We start from the raw sequence: 24,763 nt of genomic DNA, 5'->3' as shown, positions 1-24,763 counted from the left end.
ACTAGATAAACATAGTCCTAAGGACCTGTTTCATCAAATATTTTCCTTATTTTCATAATAAAAGCGTTAACCCGGCAGATGTCAAGTGCCTAAAGTTAACGCTGATATTCATCTAAATCAAAGTGGATGGATGGGAAAAACATGTACTACAGTCGAGCAACGGTTACAGTCACTTTCGAATTAAATATTAACGATTTAACAAGCTGCCGACATAACGCAAAAGTTCATTCGCGCATACAGGGCAGTATTCGTGCCCATCAATAAGTCTAGAGCTGACTTCATTAATCCGCTTTAATTGAATCGCATCTGGTGTCTTCGTCGATGTCGTAATCTTCACGATATCCTTAAGATCTGCAAACAATTTCTTCTCGATGGCCTCTCTTAAGCGATCATGACTGTTATAATCAAACTTCTTCTCTTTACGCGAGTATGCGGAGATCCGAATTAGAATTTCTTCACGGAACGCTTTTTTTGCATTCTCAGATACTCCAATCTGCTCTTCTATAGAGCGCATAAGGCGCTCATCTGGATCCACCGTTTCATCTGTCAAAGGATCACGAATTTTCGACCAATTGCAGAACGCTTCTATGTTATCAAGATAATTTTCAAACAAAGTCTTCGCGGACTCTTCAAAAGAATAGACAAATGCTTTTTGCACTTCTTTCTTCGCCAGTTCATCATATTCTTTACGTGCAACGGAGATGAAGTTGAGGTATTTCTCACGTTCTTCCTTCGTAATAGAAGCATGCTGATCCAGACCATCCTTAATGGCTCTGAGAATATCAAGCGCATTAATGCACTCTAGATTTTGTTTAATGAGTGCACTGGAGATTCGGTTAATGACATAACGAGGATCAATCCCTGTCATTCCTTCTTCAAGGTACTCATTTTGCATTTCCTTTAGATCTGCTTCTTTATATCCTTCCACTTCTTGACCATCGTACATCCGCATTTTTTTAACAAGGTCCATTCCTTGTTTTTTTGATTCTTTTAAACGAGTAAGTATGGAGAAAATGGCAGCTGTCTTAAGAGCATGCGGGGCAATGTGCACATGACGCATGTCACTTTGCTCGATCAGCTTTTTATAAATTTTTTCCTCTTCCGAAACCTTTAAGTTATACGGAACCGGCATAACAATCATCCGGGATTGTAATGCTTCATTCTTTTTATTCGATATAAAAGATTTGTACTCTGATTCGTTGGTGTGAGCAACGATAAGCTCATCTGCACTAATGAGTGCAAAACGTCCTGCCTTAAAGTTCCCCTCTTGGGTAAGTGATAGCAAGTTCCACAAAAACTTTTCATCACATTTCAGCATTTCCTGGAACTCCATGAGTCCACGATTCGCTTTATTGAGTTCTCCATCAAACCGATAGGCCCGTGGATCTGATTCAGAACCATATTCTGTGATGGTCGAAAAATCAATGCTTCCGGTGAGATCAGCGATATCCTGCGACTTCGGATCTGAAGGGCTGAATGTTCCAATTCCAACACGGCTGTCCTCTGATATAAAGACACGTTCTACTCGGACTTCTTCAATATCTTCATCGTATTCCGTACGAAGGCGCATCTGGCAAGATGGGCATAGGTTCCCTTCAATACGTACTCCAAGCTCTTTCTCTACTTCGGGCCTTAGTTCAAGTGGAATCAAATGCAGCGGATCTTCATGCATAGGGCAGCCCTCTATTGCGTAAACTGCTCCTTTATCTGTCCGTGAGAATTGCTCCAATCCCCGTTTTAACAACGTGACGAGTGTGGACTTTCCGCCGCTGACCGGACCCATTAAGAGCAAAATCCGTTTTCGGACATCCAGTCTTCTTGCAGCGGAGTGAAAATACTCCTCGACTAATCTTTCTACACTGCGGTCTAGTCCAAAAATTTGTTGTTCAAAAAACTTATACCGTTTATGACCATTTTTCTCTTCCACACCATACGATTTGATCATTTCATACACTCTGGCATGAGCCGTCATCGCAGGCGTAGGATCCTTTTGCAAAATCTGAATATAGTCTTTAAATGTCCCCGTCCATGACAATCGATCGGTTTCCGCTCGAAATTCAGCTACGCGTTCAAAAATATTCATGCTCTTTCGTACCTCCCATGGCTCCATAGTGATTCAGCATCCACTCCGAATAGGTCCATTCCATGAACTGCTAACCCATCTTTTCCTAACTGTCTAAGCTCCTCCGCCTTCAGTTCTTGATCACTTTAGTGAGAGAAGTCCGACACTTTGATCTAAAAAAAGTGTATTACATACCTATGCGTTAATTCGGATAAGTTGCCTCTTTTTTTGTGACAGGTCTCTCTTTTTGATGCAAAAAATAAGATGAACCAGGTAAAGAAAATGTTTTGGAATCCTAGCGCAAGGTATGTTAGGGTGAAGAAAGAAGAGCAATGTTATACTTGTACGTATATGAGAAAACAAGCGCTATTAGAAGCGGTAAATTCATAAAGGAGTTTGATAAAGGGATGGCCGTGGGGTACGAAACCGAATTATATGAACCCGTTAAATCCTTTTTTGAAAAGCAAGGGTATCATATTAAATCCGAGATCCGGTATTGTGATCTTGTTGGAGTTAAAGAAGGATTGACTGATCCACTGATTGTGGAGATTAAAAAAACCTTTAATTTATCCCTGCTCTTTCAGGGGATGCAGCGATTAAAAATAAGTAGCAATGTCTACCTCGCTGTTGAACGCAACCGTGCTAAGCGCGGAGCTGTGAACCAGCGATTTAGTGAAATTACAGAGCTTTGTCAAAAGCTTGGACTTGGACTGATTACCGTAACTATTTATAAGACAAAACCTGCCCTTGTAGATATCTTATGTCAACCACAATTACAACTACAATCAAAAAAATCCATACGTAAACAAAAACTGCTCCGTGAGTTTGAGGGTCGCAGCGGCGATTATAACCTAGGCGGCAGCCACAAAACGAAATTAGTCACTGCTTACCGCGAAAGAGCTCTAAGAGTAGCCTTCGCCCTTGAGCCTCTGCCCTTCGCTTCTCCAGCACAGCTCGCAAGAACTACAGGGATCAGTACAGCTGCTTCCATTCTTCAAAACAACTATTATGGTTGGTTTGAACGCATTAAGCGAGGTAGCTATAGATTAACTCCCGCTGGCAAGGAAGCTTTAGCAACCTATGAAAGTGTTTTACAGCAAAGCATGCTTGCTCAAAATGATTATCTTATTGCTGAAAGTGTGCTTGCTGATGATGAATTCAAAAAATAACATAGACTTGTCTTATGAAAGAAAAGGCTGTACTTCTTCCTCATTCGAGGTAGAAGTACAGCCTTTTACTTACCATTACTTATTAGAAACGTGCAGCTGCTTCCGCAACATTTTTCAAACCGTCTTGAACGATTTGTGCAGCACGATCAGGGAATGCATTGTGTCCTTCAATAATGTAAACTTCAGGATTTTGAATACCCCAGAATCCGAAAGCGGAAGATACATATTTCACAGCAAGTTCACTTGCTGCGGCAGGACCTTCAGAATAAACGCCACCACGTGCGTTTAGAAGTGCCACTTTTTTGTCACCAGCAAGACCTACTGGACCTTCAGCTGTGTATTTAAATGTTACGCCAGCTTGGCTAAGGTAAGATATGTAGTTTACAAGCGGTGCAGGTACAGTGAAGTTCCAAAGCGGGAATGCAACAACCACTTTATCTGCTTCAAAGAATTGTTTTTGGTAGAAAGCAGCCAGGTCTGCAGCTTCTTGTTCTGCAGGAGTTGTTTCCAACCCTTTCGCTACTTTGAATGTTCCTGTTGCAGCATTGTTACCGTAAGCTGGCAGGTTAGCCGCATACAGATCCAATTCTACGATTTCATCTGTTGGGTTTGCTTCTTTATATGCATTGTAGAATGCATCGTACATTTGAACACTCACTGCTTGATCCGCTGGGCGGTCGTTTGCTTTAATAAATAGAACTTTAGACATATTGTTTGTTCCCCCATTTGATAAGAATAGTTACTGTAACAAATCAAAAAATAATGATTGACATTAATAATTTTAGAACATTCGCTACAGCCCTTAACGTCACAACAACTGAAAAAGTTAATGCAACTGATTAATACATATTCTATATAAAAATGTTAGTGAGTGCAACCATTTATTTCGTTTTGGAATGATATACCTAAAAAAAAGTCCCCCCTTCAGTATGGGAGGTTCCTTATCTTCTAGCAGTGAATTCTTGTATCGCTTCACTGATTAGATTCATCCCTAACAGCAGTTCTTCTCTTCCCGGCCTGCTGAAGTTGATTCGGATATACTCATCCGCCTGCCTCCCAGGCGAGCATCTGCTTCCTGGCAAGAAAGCGACGCCAAGTCGCATGGATGCTCTCAGTAACGCTTCACTATGCAGCCCTTGTGGAAGCTGAATCCACAAGTACATTCCTCCCGATGGCGGGTGATACTTCACTTCCTTGAACCCTGGCCTCTTTAATAATTCGAGGACCAGCTTGAGTCTAACCTCATACTCCCTGTTTAATAGTGCCAAATGTTCTTTCCACCGAAAAGAAGATTCATACAGTAAAAAATATAATATTTGTTGATTCATTGAACTTGATTGCCAATCCGCCATTTGTTTTAAAGTAGACATCCCTCTGATTAACCTTTGGTCTCCAACAGCCCATCCTGTCCGCATCGCAGGTGCAATGGTCTTGCTAAACGAACCTATATAAAGCACTTGATTCCCGCCATCCATGGCATCGAGCGCATACAGAGTAGGATAAGATATTGAAAACCGGGAAGCCGCCGCTTCTGATCCAAAATGCAGTTCGCCGTAGGAATCATCTTCAATAATAAGAACTTCATACTTACGGCATAATTCCAGTACGGCTTTACGCCGCTCCATACTCCATAGGATCCCGGTTGGATTTGAGAAGCTGGGTGCAGCAAAAAGCAGTTTCGGTTTCACACTTTGAAACTGCTCTTCTAGGCGGTCTGGTAACAAACCTTCCAGGTCATTCTCTACAGCTATAATATTAGCACCTTGCATTTCCAACACCTGAAGGCATCCTGGAGAAGTCGGATTTTCTACCACGACAGAATCACCTATATCCACAAGCAACCTTGTAATAAGATCTATCGCCTGCTGAGTTCCTGCCGTCAGCAAAATCTGATCTGCTAACGTATGCATACCTCTTCTTTGCTTCCAGTCCTCGCTGATCCAGCTTCGAAGCGGAGCATAGCCCTGCGGCTCTCCATATTGCAAAACGGAAGGATCCGAAGATAATACCATACGAGCCGCTTCTCCTAGTCGCTTAATCGGAAAAAACTCCTCTGCCGGCAATTCCTCTGCAAGAGATATAAAAGAATTCTGTCTTTCTTCTTTATTCACCTTATGTAGATGAGAAGACAATAACTTTGAGGCACGGGAAGCAAATGAAAATTCCATGTCAGTCCTCCCTAATTTTTATTCGAAATATGACCCTCGCTTAATTATAACAAGAACCTAGACCTATAAAAGCTATTCGCTGCCACAAAGCAATATGCCTTCTCTACCTGTTCAATTATACATGTTGTTTTTTTGATTTGGTGTAGAGCGTGAACTGTTCAATAGCTTGTGCTCTGCTCGACACACCCAGTTTCGTATATATTTTTCGCAAATAATTATCAACTGATCTGCGACTTACATTGATCTCTTTAGCGATCTTATCGTACGTGATTCCTTGGACAATTCTTTCCATAATAAACTTCTCCATATCGGTAAGCTGGATATCCACATCAAGATCTGGCTCTCCTAGCTGACCCCAATCTTCATTCTGCAGCCATGTTAGAGGAATAGAAGCGAGTCCTTCACGCAAACCCGTGATAAGATGAATCAGTTTCAGTGGTGAAGATTGCTTAGATATGACTCCGCTCGCGCCGATTCCGATATATTTTCTGAATAGTTTCAAATCATCTTCATCTGTCATTACAATGATGTGCGTGTCTGCTGATAACTGCTTCATCTGTTCAATGAAATGCTCAGCTTCTCCATCAGGTAATTTATAATCCATTAGCACTAGATCCGGATGCAATCTATCTACTTCTTCAAGTCCCTCTCTTCCTGTTGAAACCATTGCCTTTACAGACAAGTCTTGATGTTCTTCCAAAATCAGCTTTGTACCTAGCATACTCGTTGGATGAATATCAATTAAGACCACCTGCCATTCCTTTCTCATAATAACTCCCCCTAGTAAATTAGTTGATATATTGTTTAAAAAGATCGTTAGATCGATGTTATAGCCTGTTTGTGAATTATGCGCTATATGTGCGGCAATGGTTGTTTAGAGGAAGCCCCATACATAAATGGATAAACAGATCACATATTGTCGAAAAATGCATCCCTCTTAAGTCCTTAATTTGGTCTATATATGAAATTGTATCCTAGGACTTCCTTCCGATGCAATCTCTTTTTCTTTATTTGCACCTAGAAGGCGTTTTTTGCGGAAATGATAGGGCCATGATAGAATGAGGTCTGGAAAATCATAGAATATAGTCGATTAATGCGAGGAGTGGTGAAAATTGAATCTATCTACAGAGCAGTCACCAGGCCATCCTACTAGGCAAACTGCAAGTAAGAATAAACGCTCTGTCCGCATGTTCCTGATCCTATGGATCATTATTATTGCTATTGGTGTCTTTGCAGCCTACTCCTATAGCAATTATCTAAAACAGCAAATGGTAGTAGAGATGAAAACCTATACGAATGAACAGCTCACCGCTGTCAAACAGGAATATCAGCTCCAAATTGAAGATATTGCTGCCGAGATTGCTGCGATCCAGGAGCAAGTTAATACTTTTAATGAACTGCTGACTTTTACAAAAGACAATGCGGGTAACACATCCGATAACAGTAATCAGTTGTACACGGAGCTTAGAGAAGTCAAAAAACAACTGGACACGCTCCAGAAGAAAATGGATTTACTTAAATGATCACTTCTATTAGAAGATTGAATCGTTTCCTGATGTTATCGACCGCACCGTTTGTTGGAATCATTCTCTGTCTTTTGTTACTTCAGCAGCCCCTTGTTATTGAATTTACAGAGCCGGTGGAACAATATGTTCCCTCAAGTGATATTCGGTCTACAACCGAAGGAATTAAGAGTGACTTGGATGACGCAAAAGCACTCGCCGAGAGTACTTCTTCGTCCATTCAAAGAACAACCGAGCTTTATAACAGTACGAGCAAAACTATGCAAAGTATTGCGAATATGACGGCAGCTCAAGCCAAAAAGCCTGAAGCGGTCTATAATCGGCGGATTCAAGCAAAACTGGGTGTGCCATTCGAAGTCGTCGATAGTGACCGTATTCGTATTGAACTTTTCAAAGTTAATCCCGGTACTTATCATGGATTTGCGATGAAAATAAAACTCAAAGATCCTTCCGCCATGCAAATGGCTCTTGACGATACGCTTGGATCTTCTCAAACTACCCTCCAAGCTGTTCTTCGCGGTGGAGCCGTGGCAGGAATCAATGCGGGTGGATATGCAGATAGCGGCGGAAAAAGATATCCGCTTAGCACAACGGTACAAGATGGGAAATACGTAACAGGGTTTCATCCGAGTATAAAAGATCTCGCTTTTGTGGGGTTGAATAAAGAGGGGAAACTCATTGGCGGGAAGTACTTCAGCAAATATGCCTTAGATCAGCAAGAGCCTGTATTTGGTGCTACATTTGTCCCTATGCTGATGAAAAACGGCAATAAGACCATTATCCCTTCCAAATGGAAAAACACACCGCGCCGTGCTCCTCGTACCGTCATTGGCAATTATAAAGATGATCAACTGCTTATTCTCGTAATCGACGGTTACAACGAAAAAGGAAGCTCTGGTGCCACCTTAGAAGAACTCCAGCATAAAATGTATACCCTTGGAGTTCAAGATGCCTATAACCTTGATGGAGGCGGCTCAGCCTCTCTTGTTCTGAATGGAAAGGTTGTAAATGATCCATCTGACGGAAATCTTAGAAAAGTACCTACTCATTTTTTGTTTTATGAATAAATCGATTTAATGATCAGCGAATCGCTTTAACAGGGAAATGATTCCTTTTTTGCTGAAAAATAGGTATAATAAGGGCTGCGAGATTAACAGGAGGTGGATGACATGTCATTCTCGTTGACTTTCTGGATCATCACGATAGTCCTTGTCCTTTACACAGTAGGAATCTTGACGTCCTCCTATAATGATGACAAGACAAAAGGTCTTTAGAAACAACAAAAAAAGCTCCCCTCTATATGAGGAGAGCTTTTTTTTGTTGTTTCTAGACGTAAGTTATCTATCACGCCTGCGATATCCGTCTGCTATCAGACGATTAGGCGTTCTCTTGAAGCCCCGTCATTTCTGTGAGGCAAGAAGCACAAATATAACGATCTTTAAAATCATTTACTTCTTCCATCGATCCACAGAAAATACATTTTGGACGATAGCGCTCAAGGATGATGTGATCCCCTTGCACGAGGATCTCCACAGGATCTCCTTCATTCATTTGATATCTCTTACGTAAAGATTTAGGAAGCACAATTCTTCCAAGTTGGTCTACTTTGCGTACTACTCCAGCAGGTTTCATTAACAGTACACACTCCTGTTCAAAATATTTCTAGGTACAATTGTACTATAGTTTATACATTCGCTACGTTTTTGTCGAATCCTGCAATAATTAATAAAATTATTAACTTTATTTTAGTTACCATAATTAGGAAAGATGGTTACCAAAACAAACCAAATTATTCGATTCCAGGGAAATTCAGTTGTTTTAGCGCCTCATATACGATTATTGCCGCAGAATTGGACAAATTTAGAGATCTGACTGCATCTGACATTGGCATACGCATACAGGTTTCCTGATTCTCGGCGATCAATTCCGGAGGAAGCCCTTTCGTCTCTTTTCCAAAAACTAGGAAGTCTCCATCCTGAAATTGGAAGTCAGAATATCTATTCTTTGCTTTTGTAGTTGCATAAAAAAACCGACTGCCGGCATATTTCTGCTGTACTTCTTCAAAAGAATTATGATATTCAATATTTACGGCATGCCAGTAGTCCAGCCCTGCCCGTTTCAACGTACGGTCATCTGTGTTAAAACCAAGCGGGTGGACAAGATGAAGATGGGTTCCTGTTGCAGCACAAGTTCTTGCTATATTGCCGGTATTCGCCGGAATCTCGGGTTCCACTAATACGATGTGTAATGCCATCTGACTCATTTCTCCTCTTGTATGAACTGTATAAGAATTAAATTATAATATAAAAGAAAGCCTCCCACAAACTTTTGTGGGAGGTAAATGAAAATTTCTTTAATAATTCATGTATTAACCATTTATTTTCTGAAATTCTTTCATAAAATCTGTAAGCGCCTTTACGCTTTCATAGGGAACCGCATTATAAATGGAAGCGCGGAGTCCACCTACACTCCGATGTCCCTTAATTCCGATAAAACCTTCTTTTTCCGACTGTTTAATAAATTCCTTCTCCAGTGCTTCATCAGCCAGACGGAAAGTTACGTTCATTCTAGAACGATCCTCAGCATCTACACAGCCCCGGTAAAAACCTTGGCTTTCATCGATGACTTGATAGATGGATCCTGCTTTCTTCTCATTCGCTTTCTCGACTTGCGCGAGTCCGCCTTGTTCTTCAATCCACTTCAGCACTTCATTTACTAAATACACTCCAAAGGATGGAGGCGTGTTATATAGCGAATTGTTTCCTAAGAACGTATCATAACGAAGCATAGATGGAATTGTTTTTGGTGAATCTGTCAGCATTTCTTCTTTGGCGATGACTACTGTAACCCCTGACGGCCCCAAATTTTTCTGTGCTCCAGCATAAATCATATCAAATTTATTCATATTCAGAGGTCTGCTCAAAATATCACTGGACATATCTACGATTAGCGGTGTATTACCCGTATCTGGGAAATCCTTGAACTGGGTTCCCTCAATCGTTTCATTAGAAGTCATATGCAGATAAGCTGTGTTCTCTGCCATCTCTATTCCTGATACATCTGGCAGCTTCATAAACTTACTGCTTTCACCAGAAGCAGCAATATGGGTCTCACCAATGATTTTCGCTTCTGAGATAGCTTTCTTAGCCCAGCTGCCTGTATTAACATAACTACCTGTTAGGCCCGCAGAGAGAAAATTCATAGGGATCATAGCGAACTGTGTGCTCGCTCCACCTTGCAGAAATAATACTTTATAACCTTTAGGATTGCCAAGAAGAGATAACAAACGTTCCTGAGCCTCATTATGTACTGATTCATATACTACTCCGCGATGAGACATTTCCATAATAGACATGCCAGTTCCCTTATAATCTACAAGTTCTGCCTGTGCCCGTTCGAGCACCTCTAATGGTAATGCTGCTGGCCCTGCATTGAAATTGAACGCTCTTTTATTCATTATAGTAACCGCCCTTCTCTCCCTGTTATCTTTATATGACATCTAATGATACGTATGATAATGGCTATAATAGCAATAAACGTTCGTGATATCAAGTGTATTTATACCTCATATCTGTTACATATATTACAATATTATGAAACCCCCGGAAAAATCTCCCGAGGGTTTATAAAAGACGAAATGGATATAAGTGCTACTTAGCAGTCATAATACAGACTATATTCATGTGGATGAACACGAATTGCAACGGATTTAGCTTCATTGCGTTTGAATTTAATGTAATTGTCGATGAAATCTTTTGTAAACACGCCGCCTTCAGTCAAGAATTCACAATCAGCAGCTAGTGCATCGAGTGCTTCTTCCAGTGAAGCGGGAACACTGCGAATGTTCGCTTTATCATCTTCAGGCAACTCATAAATGTTTTTATCAACGGGTCCGTAACCAAGTTCCGTAGGATTGATTTTACGTTTGATTCCATCAAGACCTGCCATTAGCATTGCTGCAAATGCAAGGTATGGATTCGCGGTAGAGTCCGGAGTACGGAATTCAATACGACAACCTTTTGGTGTTACTGCTGCAACGGGTATACGTACGGCTGCAGAACGGTTTCCTTTGGAATATACGAGGTTAACTGGAGCTTCATAACCAGGTACAAGACGTTTAAATGAGTTAGTGCTTGGATTAGTTAGTGCAATTAATGCTGGAGCATGGTATAAAATACCGCCGATGTAATGGAGTGCCATTTCACTGAGGTTAGCGTATCCGCCTTTTTCATAGAATAAAGGAGTATCACCGTCAAAGATGGATTGGTGAACGTGCATTCCGCTACCGTTATCACCAAACAGTGGTTTTGGCATAAATGTTGCTGTTTTACCATATTGACGTGCTGTGTTATGTACAATGTATTTATAGGCGAGGAGGTTATCTGCTGTTTTCGTAAGGGTGTCAAAACGGAAATTGATCTCGGCTTGACCTGCTGTAGCTACTTCATGGTGATGGCGTTCTACGCGCATGCCTGCTTCTTCAAGCAAACGAGACATTTCACTACGGATGTCTTGTTGTGTATCTACTGGAGCCACAGGAACATATCCACCTTTTACGCGGACTTTAAATCCTAGGTTTCCGCCTTCTTCTTTACGATTGGTGTTCCAACCCGCTTCTTCGGAATCAACGAAGAAAGAAGCACTGTTTGTTCCACTTTCATAACGCACATCATCAAAAATAAAGAATTCAGATTCAGGAGCGAAATTAGCGCGAGTACCGATCCCTGTTTTTTCCAGATATTCTTCTGCTTTTACAGCGATACTGCGCGGGTCACGTTCATAACGCTCACCATCTGGAGTAAATATATCACACATAATATTAATAGTTGGATGTTGAGTAAACGGATCAATAAAAGTGGATGCTGGATCTGGCATCATAACCATGTCAGATTCTTCGATACCGCGGAAGCCTGGAATGGAAGATCCATCAAATGCTACTCCATTAACGAACGTTTCTGCATCTACTTCGGTAGATGGCAAACTAATGTGATGCGCACGACCAGATAAATCTACAAAACGAAAATCGACCCACTCAATGTTGTTTTCCTGGATTGTTTTCAATACATTTTCAACAGACATGTGTTCTTCCTCCCAATTTTTCCGAACATTAGACACCCTTAGCCTTGTGAATGTTCATCAATCTAATTTTCAACTGAGGTAAGTATAAATCCCAAATCTTACATCGTCAATAGTTATGTCAGGTATTTTTTATGCTAGTGTGAGAATTGCTGACACTAACAGGAACAATAGGATTATAGACTAATAGCCTATAACCTCGGTCTATAGAACGAGGTTATAGGCTATTCATAAAATATCAAACCTTACATCAGTTTTGATGAATCAAAGGTGCTTTTTTTGTGCTGAATGTTTTACCAACGATGGGAGCTAGCTTCTCTAAATCTTGAAGAAGTCCAGCGAATTGATCTGGAAACAGGGATTGAACTCCATCACCTGTCATTGAATTATCTGGATCTGTATGCATTTCAATAATGAGTCCGTCTGCTCCTGCAGCCACAGAAGCCTTTGTCATCGGTTCTACAAGCTCTCTGCGCCCTGTACCATGACTTGGGTCAGAGATAACAGGTAAATGGCTAAGGTCTTTCAAAACAGGGATAGCTGTCAAATCCAGGGTATTACGAGTATACGTCTCAAACGTACGAATTCCTCTTTCGCACAACATGACGTTTGGATTTCCCCCTGCAAGGATATATTCCGCTGCATTCAGAAGTTCATCGTAAGTTGCACTAAATCCACGTTTGAGCAGAACTGGCTTCCCACATGTACCCAGCTTCCGCAGCAAATCAAAGTTTTGCATGTTCCGAGTACCCACTTGAAGAATATCTGCATATTCCGCACAAATATCAACATATTCGGGCGTCATGACTTCCGTAATAGTCAGAAGGTCATGCTTTTTCCCTGCTTCTGCCATCATAATAAGACCTTCTACTCCTACTCCTTGAAAGCTATATGGTCCTGTGCGAGGTTTAAATGCTCCGCCGCGCAGTACTTGACCGCCCGCTGCTTTTACAAGACCCGCGATCTCATCAATCTGCTCTGCCGATTCCACCGCACAAGGTCCGCCCATTACGACGAGCTCGCCACCGCCTATATTTACACCTTTAATAGAAATAACGGTATCTTCAGGATGGAAGTCCCGACTTGCTAGTTTGTAAGATTTCGAAATTTTCACTACGTTCTCTACACCTTTCATTTGTCGTAAGTGTTCAGCTAGTTTAGGTTCGACAGTTCCGATTAGTCCAATGACGGTCCGGTCATTTCCGCGGGAAAGGTGAACTTGAAGCCCTTCCTTTTCAATCGCTAAAATAATATCCTGAATCTGTTCTTCCGGTGTGGTGTTTCCTGTTATAACGATCATTTTATTATTCTCCACCTTTCGAATGTGAAATCATACTTCTATGATAGACCTCAGTTGTTATTTATACTATTACACTTAAACGCTTGTTCGCTTTTAAGCTTTTATACGTTAAAGCAACTATACATGTTTTATAACTTCTCGTCAAGCTCTCCTTACTTTATGCTCCCTATATTGAATTGATACCGCTACATCTGCTTATTTTCTTACGTTTCCTAAAAAAAAGAAGAAGACCCGGTTCCATTCACCAGGTCTTCTTCACTATATAAAATAAATTACGATTTCATTTTCACTGGAGGAAGCAGCTTTTTCATATTCACTGTACGCTGAATCTCCCATGTCTCAGGATCATTTGCATCGTATTGTTCCAGATAATTAATGACTTCTTTAGTAATCGGTGTAGGTGTCGAAGCACCCGAAGTAACAGCTACCTTATTGACGCCTTTGAGCCATTCCTGTTTGATTTCAGTAACATCGGAAATCCGGTAAGCTGTCACTCCAGCAATCTCTTCAGATACCTGTGCAAGACGATTGGAGTTGTTACTACGAGGATCACCTACCACAATAACAAGGTCAGCTTGACCTGCTTGTTCAGCAACTGCCTCTTGACGCACCTGAGTAGCCAGACAGATTTCATTATGAACTTCCGCTCCTGGGAACTTTGTGAGTAACTTTTTCATAATGTTTTTAATATCCCACTGACTCATCGTAGTCTGATTGGTAATAATGATCTTCCCTTTCGGGATATCGAGATCCTCAATCTCTTCTTCTCTCTCAATGAGATGTACCGAATGTGGTGCAATACCGATAGCTCCTTCTGGTTCAGGATGCCCTTTTTTTCCGATATAAATGATCTGATAACCTTCATCTGATTTCTCTCTGATAAGGTCATGCGTTTTGGTTACATCAGGACAAGTAGCATCAACCGTAGTCAGCCCTTTTTCCCGCGCAATCTTACGCACTTCAGGAGAAACACCGTGTGCAGTGAAAATGATAGTACCTTTGTCTACCTGTTCCAATATTTCAAGACGGTTTGGCCCATCAAGTGTAATAATACCTTCATCTTCAAAAGAGTTCGTTACATGACTGTTGTGCACAATCATACCCAATATATAAATTGGTCTTGGTAGATCCAAGTTGCTTGCTGCTTGTCGCGCTAGCACCATAGCGTCTACCACACCATAACAATATCCTCGTGGTGAAATTCGTAGTACTTCCATGTTGCCACCTGCTTTCTTCTAAACGTAGTCTTAGTATACCTTATTCGAGAGGGGGAGCCAACACCAAAGGAAGCCATATAATAAAAGTCGTACCCTCATTTAGCTTTGTCACAACTTCTACAGAACCGCCATGTTCCTCAATGATCCATTTGGCAATCGAAAGACCAAGCCCTGTTCCTTTTGTAACCCCGCGGGACTCATCGGCTCTATAAAAACGATCAAAAATATAAGGGACCTCATCTTTATCCATCCCTATACCCGTATCACTGATCTTAAGGCCCACTTGACCATTATAAAGGATCGCATCCAGGGTTACGCTGCCTTCTGGTGTATATTTAAAGGCATTTTCAATAAAGATAAATAACATTTGCTGTAAATAGTCTTTATTTCCAAGCACATATACACCATTCAGCACTTCCAAATCACCATAATTCCAATCCGCCGTCCGTTCGAGATGGTGCGCCCGACGCGCCACTTCCTTCACGAGGATAGATAATGGAATAGGATGAAGATCAATCGTCTGACCAGTATCAGCTCTCGCTAGGGATAACATATCATTCACAAGACGGCTCATTCGTTTTCCTTCATCTGAGATGTCATCAATGGCTTCTAAGGTAATTTCTTTTCTCATCTCCTCACTCATTTGTTTACTGCCATCTGTTTCCGGATCCCATAGCTTCTTCAGGAAATCGGTGTTTCCACGAATGGTGGTAAGCGGCGTTCTCAGCTCGTGAGAGGCATCGGAAACAAAGCGTCTTTGCGCAGCATAAGCATCTTCAAGTTCTTTGAAGAACCCTTCCGTACGAGCAAGCATCTTATTTACTGTTCCTATAAGTTTACCTATTTCATCTTCTGGTCCATCGTACTCAATCCGCACACTTAGGTCATTCCCGGATTGAATACCATTGGCTGCATTAATAATATGAACAAGCGGCCGCATCGACTTCCGAGCTAAAAACAGTCCTACACTCATGGCGAGCATAATCGTAATAATGGATACATACACCAGAATAAAAAGCAAACGATCCATTAATTTATCTTCTGATGCCGTAATCGAACCTACCTGCAGTAGACCGCTAACCTGTTCTGTCGTTCCTTGAATCGTATAAGTGAATGGGAATTGATAGACAAGGAAAGGAGTCTTATCCACAAGCATCCGTTTCCATCCCTCATTTTCCATAGCCTCATTTATGGTTGCAGGCACTTCAAAATTGAAATTATTCAGGTTTTTTGAAGTCACCACTTTATTATTCTCATAATTATATAACTGGACATAAATTTGCAGATCTGCGAGTTGATTCGCCTCTTCCGGTAACAACAAATTAAGCTCTTCCGTAAAATCTGAGTTGGGTACAACCACAACGGCCATCTTCTTGCTAAGACTTCTGGTTTGTCTCAAAATTTCATTTTCGACATCCTGGTAAGCATAATGATACACAAGTGCATATATGATGGACCCAAAAAGCAGCAGTACGGCGGCAAGCAAGCCTGAATACCATAAAGTTAGCCGTAACCGGATGGACATACTAGGAGTCTCCTCTCAAAATGTAACCTGCACCGCGAATGGTCTGAATTACACGTTTTCCTCCATGTTCTTCTGTTTTTTGACGCAACATAGCGATATAAACCTCAAGTACATTCGATTCTCCGCTATAATCGAATCCCCATATTTTGTCCATAATCAAGTCTCTTGATAACACACGTCTCGGGTTTTGCATAAATAGGTACAGGAGTTCAAATTCTTTCGCGGTAAGATCCAGTCTTACTCCAGAACGATGTACTTCGCGTGAATCATAATCGAGCAAGATGTCTTCAAAACTGAGCCGATTACTGCTCTCCCCATTTGTCTCTGATTTACGGCGAAGTAAAGCTCGTACACGTGCAAGCAATTCTTCAAGCGCAAATGGCTTCACTAAATAGTCGTCTGCCCCAAGATCCAACCCCTTGACTCGTTGTTCAATCTCGTCTTTTGCGGTCAGCATTAGGATCGGGACATTGCTTCCTCCTTCGCGAACCCTTCTACATACTTCGAATCCATCCACTTTTGGCATCATAACATCAAGAACAACAACATCAGGATCGGCCTCCAGCATCTTTTGAAGCCCTTCCGCTCCATTTGCTGCAGTTAATACATCGTAACCTTCAAACGCCAAACCTCTTCTTAGCATAGAAATAATTTTTTCGTCATCATCAATAACCAATATTGTTGAACGCACCCCAGCATCTCCTTTTTCTCTATACACTTGAATCAATTCCATACTCATATACTCCTGATAAAGCAACTAAAGGTATTATGAAATTGATTCACTTTTTACTTATATTGTATCAGTCAACGTACAAGCATGCACCCATTCTAGCAGCAAAAAGCGAAGGGGCTGATTCCCTTCGCTTCTGTGTTGCAGTCCATAAATCTGCTACTCGAATTAAGGCTGCACGCTTTGTGAACTGCTCTCCGTGTTGAAATCATTTTTGTTGCCGATGGTTACTTTGACTTCAATATCTTTTCCATCACGATTTACATTGAGTGTAATGACATCGCCCACTTTTTTCGTTTGAATTTGTTCAATCAAATCTTGCGCAGTTGCATATTTCGTACCGTTAATGCCGGTAATAATATCGTATGGACGAAGGTCTGCAGTATACGCTGGGGATTGATAAATTAAATTGGTCACTACGGAACCCTCTGTGAGGTCTGTTCCCATTTGTTTTGCCACTTCTGGAGTCAAGTTCATCAGAGATGCACCAATGAATGGTTCTGGTTCTTTCGGAATTTCTTCATTATTTTTCAGTTTTTCTACTACTTCCTGAATAACAGAAGATGGGATCGCAAATCCAATTCCTTGTGCATCCGCACTTACCGCCACATTCATACCAATGACTTCGCCGTTTAGGTTAAGCAAAGGTCCCCCGGAGTTACCTGGGTTAATGGAAGCGTCGGTTTGAAGCAAATTGTTATATTCATTAGCTTCACCCGTATCTTCATCATTAATCGTAATCGTACGATCTTTCGCACTTAGCACACCTGCTGTAACCGTATGTTCAAACCCTTCTGGGTTTCCGATCGCTACCAGCCAGTCACCTACTTTTGTACTATCAGAGTCACCTAGGGTTGCTACTGGGAAATCGTTGTCACCTTCAATTTTCAGAACGGCAAGGTCTAGATCTTTGCTGCTACCTAAAAGCGTTGCTTCATAAGGTTTTGTATTATCTTCAAGCGTAACTTGAATGACGTCTGCGCCAGAGATCACATGCTCATTCGTAAGAATGTAGCCTTCTTTTTCAAAAACAAATCCTGAACCAATACCAAGCGGTACAAGTTGATCAGAAGAACCATTATTGCTGTTATTGTTATTATTACTACTTCCATTCGTGCCATTACCACCAAAGAAGTATTGATAAAGAGGGTCATTGTAATAAGAATTGTTTCTTGAACTGTTGGAACTTGATTTAGACAAAGTTTCAATTTTCACAACAGCAGGACTCACTTTACTTACCACGCTCGAAATGTCTGTAGATCCCACGGGAAGTGAAGTGGTTACACCAGAATTACCTGTGTTTGTTGATCCGCTATTGTCATCAGAAGTAGAACTTTGCGCTGTTTCATTATTCGATAATGCAGTGTCCGGAGTAAACAGGTTCATACGGTCTGCGGTGAACATTAGCAGTGATACAACAATCATGCCTGCAAAAAAAGAAGTAACCCCTGTCTTAAAGTTGGATTTCGGTTTTTGGTTATACTTCCAGTTGCGATTTCCGCCGTTTCCATTGCCTTCACTCTGTCCTGTTCCTGCATTCGTACTTGTATGACCGGACCGAGCAAAACCATTGGAATTCCGTTCGAGCATCGTCGGAACCGGTTTAATTGGATCTGGTGGCGTTACTTCTACCTCATTTACATTATTCGAACTTTGTTCTTTCCCATCGGAGTTAATAGATTGAAATGGTCCATATGAGTAGTAGTAAGATTCACCGCTGTTCTCAGGAGAACGTTGCTCGCCGCTTCTATTATATTCACGTTCATCCTCTTCACGGTTATAACGATTATTGTTATTCTCGCTCATTTTATTTATCCTCCTAAACCCCTTGCTTCCAAGGGATATTGTTTAACTGTCTTTATTTTGTACTTTAAACCTTAAATACACATTAAAAACAATTAAAAAGGAGATAAAACATGTAAAATTGTTGAAATAAAAAACAAATCTTATTATGTATTCGCCCAGCCTTTACGGTGGGCATAGATTGCCAGCTGTGTCCGGTCATCCATCTCACATTTCATTAACAGATTACTTACATGAGTTTTGACGGTTTTGATGCTGATATGTAATTCTTCTGATATATCCTTATTACTTTTCCCTTCGGCAATGAGTAACAGAACTTCTCGCTCCCTTTCCGTCATCCCCGAGTCGTCTTCTCGAACGGTTTTTTGTCTGAGCCCTCGCGTAAGCGCTTGAGAGATATCATTGGTCATTACAGGCATCCCGCGTTTTGCTCCCTGCAGTGCATAAACAAGTTCCTCAGCTGAAATCGTTTTAAGCACATAACTGACTGCTCCCGATTCAATCGCTTCCAGTACCAAATGATCCTCCAGAAAACTGGTTAATATAATGATCTTCATGTCTGGGTATTTAGATAGTATGGCTCTTGTCGCTTCCACACCATTCATTACAGGCATCATTAAATCCATAAGAATCAGTTCGGGTAATTGTTCGGGAGCAGAGGTCTGTAACGTATGTAAGGCATGTTGTCCATCTTTCCCTTCCGATACCACTTCAAAAGAAGGATCCAAACTTATGTATGTTTTTAGTCCCATTCTGACCATATCATGATCGTCCACAATCATAATTTTCGTTTTTTCTAGTTCCAATTGAGATCTCCCCTTTCATATCTACGCCTGACAGTTCCTTTATGAATCAGCCTTAAACTTAGGTATATGCACTCTTATCGTTGTTCCGGCTCCCGGATGTGCAATAATCTCTACATTTCCTCCTAATTTCTCAGCTCGCTCTTTCATTGTCGTAAGCCCGTATGAACCTTGCCTTCCCGCTTCCTCCGGACGAAAACCTTTGCCATTATCACTAACACTGAACACAATTTGCCTTTCTTCTTCTCGTATCGACAGACTAACAAGACTTGCTCCTGCATGCTTCACAATATTAGCCATTGCTTCTTGGATAATAAGAAACATTTGGTGTTCGATAGCTTCAGAAATCTCCCCAATAAACTCTTGTTCTTTTACTCCCTTTAGTCCATTTTGTCTGCAATAATCCGGAAACCAAGCATCAAGGGCTTCTTCGAGACTTCGGTTCTCCAGTTCTACAGGTCTTAGCTGAGCAATAAGCGCTCTCATCTGCTTTTGAGCGGTTTGTGACATTATAATCAGTTGTTCAAGTACTACATTTCCTTGTTCATGATGCTGTTTAAGTAAAGATGGAAGAGCAGAAGCAGACATATGCATGGCGAATAATTGCTGACTTACGGTATCATGTAGATCTCGAGCCATTCTTCTCCGCTCTTCCAGTACCGCTGCTTCTGCCGCTTTTTCCTTCTCTATTACCTCTTGTTCTCCCAGTCTTTGTACCCATTTCATCCGTTCCTCAATTGCATTCATCATTGCATTGAATTGTGGGAATATTCCCGAAAAAGAAGCATCCTCATCCGCATCAATTCGAGTAGAAAGATTCCCTTTCGTTACTTGCAGCATATTTAAATTCAGCACATCTATTTTTCGCTGGACGCGCAGTCCAGCAATATAACCAATAATCAGAGTTGTAGCCACAATAAGCGCCAGATAGTAAAGCCAGGTCTGAGGCATCATTGATCCTAAATGCCCCGTTCGAAAAGCGCTATAGAGTATTCCTACTGTAACTACACTATTCATTAAGAAAAATAACAATAGCTCCCATTTAACCGTTCGAAATATCATTTTCATCGTGTTAACCTACCGAATTCACTTTAACGTCGCCGATAAAAACGCTAATAATAATACGCACTTTCTTTCCCGCTTCTCTATAACCGGGAGTTTCTGCGACCGCATTGCCCATAAAACCATGTTTTGAATTGCTGAGAACATCCATATCACCGATAAACGAGTTGGAATTCACCATAATCCCAATCTCCATATCCTTTGGAGCAAAGACTTTTATGTCCCCTATAAAGCTAGAGATATGAATTCGTGTCTCTCCATATGGAATTTGTGCTTTCGTTAAATCAATTACGGTATCTCCAATAAACTGAGATATATTGGTTGGTTTCAGTTCGTAATAATCATCTCCCAGACGAATATCACCTATGAAAGTCGATTTATTTATTTTCGCATCATGAAAATCCGTATTTTTACGATAATGATTATGATTATGTTTTCCGTAATGATTGTTCTCTCTGTCTTGTTCATACTTCTTGTTATCTTCGTCTTTCACGCTTGATCCAAACTTTTGCTCAAACTGTTGATCTAAATCGGAGTAAAGCGGGCTTGGTTCAACCGGTGGTGCAGGAGGTACCTTATATTCTCCCTCTTCTTTTGTTCTCTGATCATGTTTACGATCCCTTCTTCTCGGGCTTAAGAGTACGTAAAGACCGCCCCCGATCAAAGCTACAGGTACTGCGTACCGGAAAAGGTCTCCAAAAGAGAAAGAAAAATACCCTAAATTATTATTTAGGAATTGTGCGCCAAGAACCAACAAGATGAGACCGCCAATATAATTTTTTTCTTTAAAGGAACTAAATCCAAGATACAAAAAAATGACGGGCCAAAATGTGGAGAAGAGGTAGCCAAGACTAAAGTCCCCCCCGTTTAATACGTGATAAAACACCAATATACCTATTCCGATGAGCAGTACAGCTCCAATTAAACGGTTTGCCATATTTCGTACATCCTCTCTTTTTTCATATTTCTTTAGTTTTACTAATTATGTACTTATTGTAAACTAGATAGCGCGATAAGAAGAGCGGCGCAGGAATGAAATCGAACTCGGTCTTGAGACTGAGTTGAAAACTAAAGAGATAAATAAACAGACCCTGAAGAATATTCTTCAGGGTCTGTTTATTTATCTTACATTATTTTTGTTGGCCTTGTTGACCTTGTTGGTTTTGTTGTTTAATTCCTGTGTTCTCTACTCCAAACTCAGCGTCATACTTTTCATCCGGAGTTTGGTAGTTATCTTGTACTTTAGCAGCTGAAGATTGTTTTACTTTCTCAGCTGCAGAGTTCGTTTCTTGACCAAACTCAGCATCGTATTTCTCATTCGGAGTTTGAAAACCTTGAGAACTTTGCGTACCTTGAGAATTCACTTTTTTCATGTCAGATTCACCTCCCTCTCCTGCAAGTGTAGGTCACTTGCTTGACCTGAGGTATTGCTTACCTCAGTCCGTATTATGTGAGGATTAGCTGTTTCTTATTCAAAAAAAAGAAAAGAGCTTGCCTGGGTAGGTTACTACCCAGGCAAGCTCTTTGATAATTATATTTCTTCATTCAGCAAGGCATCTGGAATGCTCTGATTGACCATTATGGCATCTCCAAGTTGCTCTAACATCTGTTCCGTACATTTCCCTTTTCCTAGCTTGATCACTTGAACCTGCACATCTTTTTTGCCCCACTCACTGTATACCGCCTTAATCGTTGGAAAATACAGATCTATCTTGGAGCCCTTAATAGCAGATCCTGTATCAGCTACAATTCCATACCCGTACCCAGGTATATAAAGTACCGTTCCGAGTGGGAATATGGAAGGGTCTGCGGCAATGGTCGAAACCCCTTGTTTATTCCGGTGTACTTTTACACCAGAATAAGTGATGCCATATAGTGGATGATTCGGACCTTTTCCTGTTGATTCATATCCCGCAGTATAACCTGTCGCCGTCACATTTACTGTCCCGACCACCTGTTCCGTTGGCGGAGCGAGCACTTCTTTTGCCTCATCCGGCTCACTTCGTTGTAGATTCACGGCAACGGCTAAGTCATTACTTGAAAAACAAATCAGCAGCATCAGCAAAACAGCTGAAGAACATCGCCGAATCATAGGGTGTATCATAGGTTTAATTCCTCCCTTTCTCTAGCAGAGGGTCCCCATAAAACACACAATCTATTCATCCGAGCCTATCTAACTACTTTTAGACTTGGTGCGTACGAATTTCTTCTTGTAACATTTGTACAACTTCATCTAAAGGTTTAGCTCCTAAATCACCTTCACCACGTTTACGGATAGAGACACTGCCGTCATTCATTTCATTTTCCCCAATGATGAACATATAAGGAATTTTCTCAAGCTGAGCTTCACGGATCTTATAGCCAAGTTTCTCATTACGCAGATCCGCTTCTACCGTAATTCCCGCGCGTCTAAGCTTCGCTTCCACTTCACGAGCATATTTCTCAAAATGAACCGATACAGGGATCACTTTTGCTTGAACTGGAGAAAGCCACAGTGGCAAATTACCTGCATAATTCTCAAGCAAGAATGCAGTGAAACGCTCCATAGTTCCCAAAATACCGCGGTGGATAACAACTGGACGGTGTTTCTGTCCATCGTCTCCTACATACTCCAGTTCAAAACGCTCTGGAAGCAAGAAGTCGAGCTGAACAGTCGACAATGTTTCTTCTTTGCCTAGTGCCGTTTTTACCTGAACATCAAGCTTCGGACCATAGAAAGCAGCTTCTCCTTCAGCCTCATAGAACGGCATATCCAGACTTTCCACTACTTCCTTCAACATGCGCTGCGACATTTCCCACATCTCATCATTCGGGAAGTATTTCTCAGTATCCTGAGGATCGCGATAGGATAGACGGAAGCGGTAATCGTGAATACCAAAGTCTTTATAAGCAATCATAATCAGCTCAATGACACGAGCAAACTCTTCTTTGATCTGATCCGGACGGCAGAAAATATGAGAATCATTTAGAGTCATTGCACGAACCCGGTGTAAACCAGTCAGTGCTCCTGACATTTCATAACGGTGCTGCATTCCAAGCTCAGCAATACGAACCGGCAAATCACGGTAGCTGTGCATTTCACTTTTATATACCATCATGTGGTGAGGACAGTTCATTGGACGTAGCACAAGTTCTTCATTATCAAGCACCATTCTTGGGAACATATCTTCTTCATAGTGCTCTAAATGTCCAGAAGTTTTATACAATTCTACATTCCCTAGAACAGGAGTGTACACATGTTTGTAACCCAAACTTTCTTCAAGGTCTACAATATAGCGTTCCAGGGTACGACGAAGTTTTGCTCCATTGGGAAGCCAAATAGGAAGCCCTTGGCCGACCAGCTGAGAGAAAGTAAACATGTTCAGTTCTTTACCCAGCTTACGGTGATCCCGTTTTTTAGCTTCTTCCAAGTAATGAAGATGTTCATCCAGTTGTGCCTTTTTCGCAAATGCAGTTCCGTATACCCGTTGAAGCATTTTATTCTTGCTGTCTCCGCGCCAGTATGCGCCGGCTACGTTCATCAGCTTAAACACTTTAATTTTTCCAGTTGATGGAACATGCGGTCCACGGCAAAGGTCGAAGAATTCACCTTGTTCATAGATGGAAATGATGCTGTCTTCTGGCAAATCACGAATGAGCTCCAGTTTATAAGGGTCTTGAACTTCTTCAAAAATTCGAATCGCTTCTTCTCTGCTCACTTCTTTACGTACGATAGGAAGGTTCTCATTAACGATGCGTTCCATTTCTTTCTCGATCTTTTGCAGATCTTCCGGATTCAGTGCATGTTCAAGATCCATATCATAATAGAATCCGTCTTCAATCACCGGACCTACACCCAAAAAGACTTCTTTGTTGCCAAACAGGCGTTTTACGGCTTGTGCCAGCAAATGTGCAGTACTATGGCGAAGCACTTCAAGTCCTTCAGGTGAATCATAAGTTACAATTTCAACAAGTGCCCCTTCACGAAGCGGAGTGGAAAGATCGACAACAATCCCATCCATTTTACCTGCAAGTGCATTTTTTTTGAGTCCACTGCTAATCGAAGCAGCTACATCAAGGATACTAGCTCCGTTCTCATATTCGCGAACAGAACCATCTGGTAATTTAATACTTACTGACATTGTTATTTCCTCCTTTATCCTTTTGGATGCCGGGGAACGATGCTATGTTTATTGCAGACGCAAAAAACACCCGTCCCGGCAAAGGGACGAGTGTTATACTCGTGGTTCCACCCTAATTCAGTTGTCTCTTATCATGCGCAAGTGCACATAACAGGACAACCCTCATTGAAGCATGCAAGATAACGGGCATGAATCCGGCGGTTC

General features: G+C 41.3%; 22 protein-coding genes and 1 other annotated feature (1 of these 23 cut by a window edge). Of the genes, 3 read left to right on the top strand and 19 right to left on the bottom strand.

Going from position 1 to position 24,763, the window contains the following annotated elements; translation table 11 throughout:
- Positions 1 to 187 precede the first annotated feature (187 nt).
- Positions 188 to 2,083, bottom strand: a complete 1,896-nt coding sequence (locus tag ACWPWY_RS02830; RefSeq protein WP_454190298.1) for a PrkA family serine protein kinase — start codon at positions 2,081 to 2,083, stop codon at positions 188 to 190.
- A gap of 386 nt (positions 2,084 to 2,469) precedes the next feature.
- Between ACWPWY_RS02830 and ACWPWY_RS02825 the strand changes: the two genes are divergently transcribed.
- A complete protein-coding gene (locus ACWPWY_RS02825) occupies positions 2,470 to 3,231 on the top strand; it encodes a DUF2161 family putative PD-(D/E)XK-type phosphodiesterase (RefSeq protein WP_454190297.1) in 762 nt (253 codons plus the stop codon).
- Positions 3,232 to 3,313: 82 nt separating this feature from the next.
- Here ACWPWY_RS02825 and ACWPWY_RS02820 read toward each other — a convergent pair whose 3' ends face one another.
- The 3 genes from ACWPWY_RS02820 to ACWPWY_RS02810 form a co-directional block, all read right to left on the bottom strand.
- Positions 3,314 to 3,940 (bottom strand): FMN-dependent NADH-azoreductase, encoded by a 627-nt coding sequence (locus tag ACWPWY_RS02820; RefSeq protein ID WP_454190296.1) that lies wholly within the window; start codon positions 3,938 to 3,940, stop codon positions 3,314 to 3,316.
- 232 nt (positions 3,941 to 4,172) lie between these two features.
- Complete coding sequence (locus tag ACWPWY_RS02815) at positions 4,173 to 5,399, bottom strand: aminotransferase-like domain-containing protein (protein ID WP_454190295.1); 1,227 nt, start codon at positions 5,397 to 5,399, stop codon at positions 4,173 to 4,175.
- A gap of 115 nt (positions 5,400 to 5,514) precedes the next feature.
- Positions 5,515 to 6,168 (bottom strand): response regulator, encoded by a 654-nt coding sequence (locus tag ACWPWY_RS02810; protein WP_454190294.1) that lies wholly within the window; start codon positions 6,166 to 6,168, stop codon positions 5,515 to 5,517.
- Between the two features lie 343 nt (positions 6,169 to 6,511).
- On the opposite strand from ACWPWY_RS02810, the gene ACWPWY_RS02805 reads away from it, so the two are divergent.
- Both ACWPWY_RS02805 and ACWPWY_RS02800 read left to right on the top strand, forming a co-directional pair.
- Positions 6,512 to 6,922, top strand: coding sequence for a hypothetical protein (locus ACWPWY_RS02805; protein WP_454190293.1), 411 nt, complete (start codon positions 6,512 to 6,514; stop codon positions 6,920 to 6,922).
- Positions 6,919 to 7,989 (top strand): phosphodiester glycosidase family protein, encoded by a 1,071-nt coding sequence (locus ACWPWY_RS02800; protein ID WP_454190292.1) that lies wholly within the window; start codon positions 6,919 to 6,921, stop codon positions 7,987 to 7,989. Before ACWPWY_RS02805 ends, ACWPWY_RS02800 begins: the two co-directional genes overlap by 4 nt.
- 310 nt (positions 7,990 to 8,299) lie before the next feature.
- On the opposite strand, the gene ACWPWY_RS02795 is transcribed toward ACWPWY_RS02800, so the two are convergent.
- The 15 genes from ACWPWY_RS02795 to thrS form a co-directional block, all read right to left on the bottom strand.
- On the bottom strand, positions 8,300 to 8,554 hold the full coding sequence (locus ACWPWY_RS02795; RefSeq protein WP_160032883.1) for an AbrB/MazE/SpoVT family DNA-binding domain-containing protein: 255 nt from the start codon (positions 8,552 to 8,554) through the stop codon (positions 8,300 to 8,302).
- A gap of 157 nt (positions 8,555 to 8,711) precedes the next feature.
- Entirely contained in the window at positions 8,712 to 9,176 is a 465-nt protein-coding gene (gene trmL / locus ACWPWY_RS02790) for a tRNA (uridine(34)/cytosine(34)/5-carboxymethylaminomethyluridine(34)-2'-O)-methyltransferase TrmL (RefSeq protein ID WP_454190291.1), read from the bottom strand.
- Positions 9,177 to 9,290: 114 nt separating this feature from the next.
- A complete protein-coding gene (serC, locus tag ACWPWY_RS02785) occupies positions 9,291 to 10,379 on the bottom strand; it encodes a 3-phosphoserine/phosphohydroxythreonine transaminase (protein ID WP_454190290.1) in 1,089 nt (362 codons plus the stop codon).
- Positions 10,380 to 10,576: 197 nt separating this feature from the next.
- Positions 10,577 to 12,001, bottom strand: coding sequence for a type I glutamate--ammonia ligase (gene glnA / locus ACWPWY_RS02780; protein WP_454190289.1), 1,425 nt, complete (start codon positions 11,999 to 12,001; stop codon positions 10,577 to 10,579).
- 247 nt (positions 12,002 to 12,248) lie between these two features.
- Positions 12,249 to 13,298, bottom strand: a complete 1,050-nt coding sequence (gene aroF, locus ACWPWY_RS02775; RefSeq protein WP_454190288.1) for a 3-deoxy-7-phosphoheptulonate synthase — start codon at positions 13,296 to 13,298, stop codon at positions 12,249 to 12,251.
- Positions 13,299 to 13,570: 272 nt separating this feature from the next.
- Positions 13,571 to 14,515: a 4-hydroxy-3-methylbut-2-enyl diphosphate reductase gene (locus ACWPWY_RS02770; RefSeq protein WP_454190287.1), complete on the bottom strand. Its 945-nt coding sequence runs from the start codon at positions 14,513 to 14,515 to the stop codon at positions 13,571 to 13,573.
- Between the two features lie 40 nt (positions 14,516 to 14,555).
- Entirely contained in the window at positions 14,556 to 16,040 is a 1,485-nt protein-coding gene (locus ACWPWY_RS02765) for a sensor histidine kinase (protein WP_454190286.1), read from the bottom strand.
- Between the two features lies 1 nt (position 16,041).
- Entirely contained in the window at positions 16,042 to 16,731 is a 690-nt protein-coding gene (locus tag ACWPWY_RS02760; protein WP_454192774.1) for a response regulator transcription factor, read from the bottom strand.
- Positions 16,732 to 16,938: 207 nt separating this feature from the next.
- On the bottom strand, positions 16,939 to 18,576 hold the full coding sequence (locus ACWPWY_RS02755) for a S1C family serine protease (protein WP_454190285.1): 1,638 nt from the start codon (positions 18,574 to 18,576) through the stop codon (positions 16,939 to 16,941).
- A gap of 143 nt (positions 18,577 to 18,719) precedes the next feature.
- Positions 18,720 to 19,355 carry a response regulator gene (locus ACWPWY_RS02750; protein ID WP_454192773.1) on the bottom strand — a complete coding sequence of 212 codons (636 nt, stop codon included), beginning with the start codon at positions 19,353 to 19,355 and terminating at the stop codon, positions 18,720 to 18,722.
- A gap of 63 nt (positions 19,356 to 19,418) precedes the next feature.
- Positions 19,419 to 20,444, bottom strand: a complete 1,026-nt coding sequence (locus tag ACWPWY_RS02745; protein ID WP_454190284.1) for a sensor histidine kinase — start codon at positions 20,442 to 20,444, stop codon at positions 19,419 to 19,421.
- Positions 20,445 to 20,448: 4 nt separating this feature from the next.
- Positions 20,449 to 21,375 carry a cell wall-active antibiotics response protein LiaF gene (gene liaF, locus ACWPWY_RS02740; RefSeq protein ID WP_454190283.1) on the bottom strand — a complete coding sequence of 309 codons (927 nt, stop codon included), beginning with the start codon at positions 21,373 to 21,375 and terminating at the stop codon, positions 20,449 to 20,451.
- Between the two features lie 193 nt (positions 21,376 to 21,568).
- A complete protein-coding gene (locus tag ACWPWY_RS02735; protein ID WP_454190282.1) occupies positions 21,569 to 21,811 on the bottom strand; it encodes a hypothetical protein in 243 nt (80 codons plus the stop codon).
- A 158-nt stretch (positions 21,812 to 21,969) separates the two neighbouring features.
- A complete protein-coding gene (locus ACWPWY_RS02730) occupies positions 21,970 to 22,542 on the bottom strand; it encodes a 3D domain-containing protein (RefSeq protein WP_454190281.1) in 573 nt (190 codons plus the stop codon).
- A gap of 79 nt (positions 22,543 to 22,621) precedes the next feature.
- A complete protein-coding gene (thrS, locus tag ACWPWY_RS02725) occupies positions 22,622 to 24,559 on the bottom strand; it encodes a threonine--tRNA ligase (RefSeq protein ID WP_454190280.1) in 1,938 nt (645 codons plus the stop codon).
- A gap of 79 nt (positions 24,560 to 24,638) precedes the next feature.
- Positions 24,639 to 24,763 (bottom strand) — a binding site (T-box leader) (it continues 144 nt past the right edge of the window).

The organism is Paenibacillus sp. Marseille-Q7038 (genome assembly GCF_965111595.1).
This window is presented reverse-complemented; position numbering and strand designations above follow the sequence as displayed.

Excerpts from the sequence above, each read along its gene's own strand:
- ACWPWY_RS02830 (WP_454190298.1), bottom strand. The coding sequence starts at position 2,083 with ATGAATATTTTTGAACGCGTAGCTGAATTTCGAGCGGAAACCGATCGA.
- ACWPWY_RS02825 (WP_454190297.1), top strand. The coding sequence starts at position 2,470 with ATGGCCGTGGGGTACGAAACCGAATTATATGAACCCGTTAAATCCTTT.
- ACWPWY_RS02820 (WP_454190296.1), bottom strand. The coding sequence starts at position 3,940 with ATGTCTAAAGTTCTATTTATTAAAGCAAACGACCGCCCAGCGGATCAA.
- ACWPWY_RS02815 (WP_454190295.1), bottom strand. The coding sequence starts at position 5,399 with ATGGAATTTTCATTTGCTTCCCGTGCCTCAAAGTTATTGTCTTCTCAT.
- ACWPWY_RS02810 (WP_454190294.1), bottom strand. The coding sequence starts at position 6,168 with ATGAGAAAGGAATGGCAGGTGGTCTTAATTGATATTCATCCAACGAGT.
- ACWPWY_RS02800 (WP_454190292.1), top strand. The coding sequence starts at position 6,919 with ATGATCACTTCTATTAGAAGATTGAATCGTTTCCTGATGTTATCGACC.
- ACWPWY_RS02795 (WP_160032883.1), bottom strand. The coding sequence starts at position 8,554 with ATGAAACCTGCTGGAGTAGTACGCAAAGTAGACCAACTTGGAAGAATT.
- trmL (WP_454190291.1), bottom strand. The coding sequence starts at position 9,176 with ATGGCATTACACATCGTATTAGTGGAACCCGAGATTCCGGCGAATACC.
- serC (WP_454190290.1), bottom strand. The coding sequence starts at position 10,379 with ATGAATAAAAGAGCGTTCAATTTCAATGCAGGGCCAGCAGCATTACCA.
- glnA (WP_454190289.1), bottom strand. The coding sequence starts at position 12,001 with ATGTCTGTTGAAAATGTATTGAAAACAATCCAGGAAAACAACATTGAG.
- aroF (WP_454190288.1), bottom strand. The coding sequence starts at position 13,298 with ATGATCGTTATAACAGGAAACACCACACCGGAAGAACAGATTCAGGAT.
- ACWPWY_RS02770 (WP_454190287.1), bottom strand. The coding sequence starts at position 14,515 with ATGGAAGTACTACGAATTTCACCACGAGGATATTGTTATGGTGTGGTA.
- ACWPWY_RS02765 (WP_454190286.1), bottom strand. The coding sequence starts at position 16,040 with ATGTCCATCCGGTTACGGCTAACTTTATGGTATTCAGGCTTGCTTGCC.
- ACWPWY_RS02755 (WP_454190285.1), bottom strand. The coding sequence starts at position 18,576 with ATGAGCGAGAATAACAATAATCGTTATAACCGTGAAGAGGATGAACGT.
- ACWPWY_RS02750 (WP_454192773.1), bottom strand. The coding sequence starts at position 19,355 with ATGATTGTGGACGATCATGATATGGTCAGAATGGGACTAAAAACATAC.
- ACWPWY_RS02745 (WP_454190284.1), bottom strand. The coding sequence starts at position 20,444 with ATGAAAATGATATTTCGAACGGTTAAATGGGAGCTATTGTTATTTTTC.
- liaF (WP_454190283.1), bottom strand. The coding sequence starts at position 21,375 with ATGGCAAACCGTTTAATTGGAGCTGTACTGCTCATCGGAATAGGTATA.
- ACWPWY_RS02735 (WP_454190282.1), bottom strand. The coding sequence starts at position 21,811 with ATGAAAAAAGTGAATTCTCAAGGTACGCAAAGTTCTCAAGGTTTTCAA.
- ACWPWY_RS02730 (WP_454190281.1), bottom strand. The coding sequence starts at position 22,542 with ATGATACACCCTATGATTCGGCGATGTTCTTCAGCTGTTTTGCTGATG.
- thrS (WP_454190280.1), bottom strand. The coding sequence starts at position 24,559 with ATGTCAGTAAGTATTAAATTACCAGATGGTTCTGTTCGCGAATATGAG.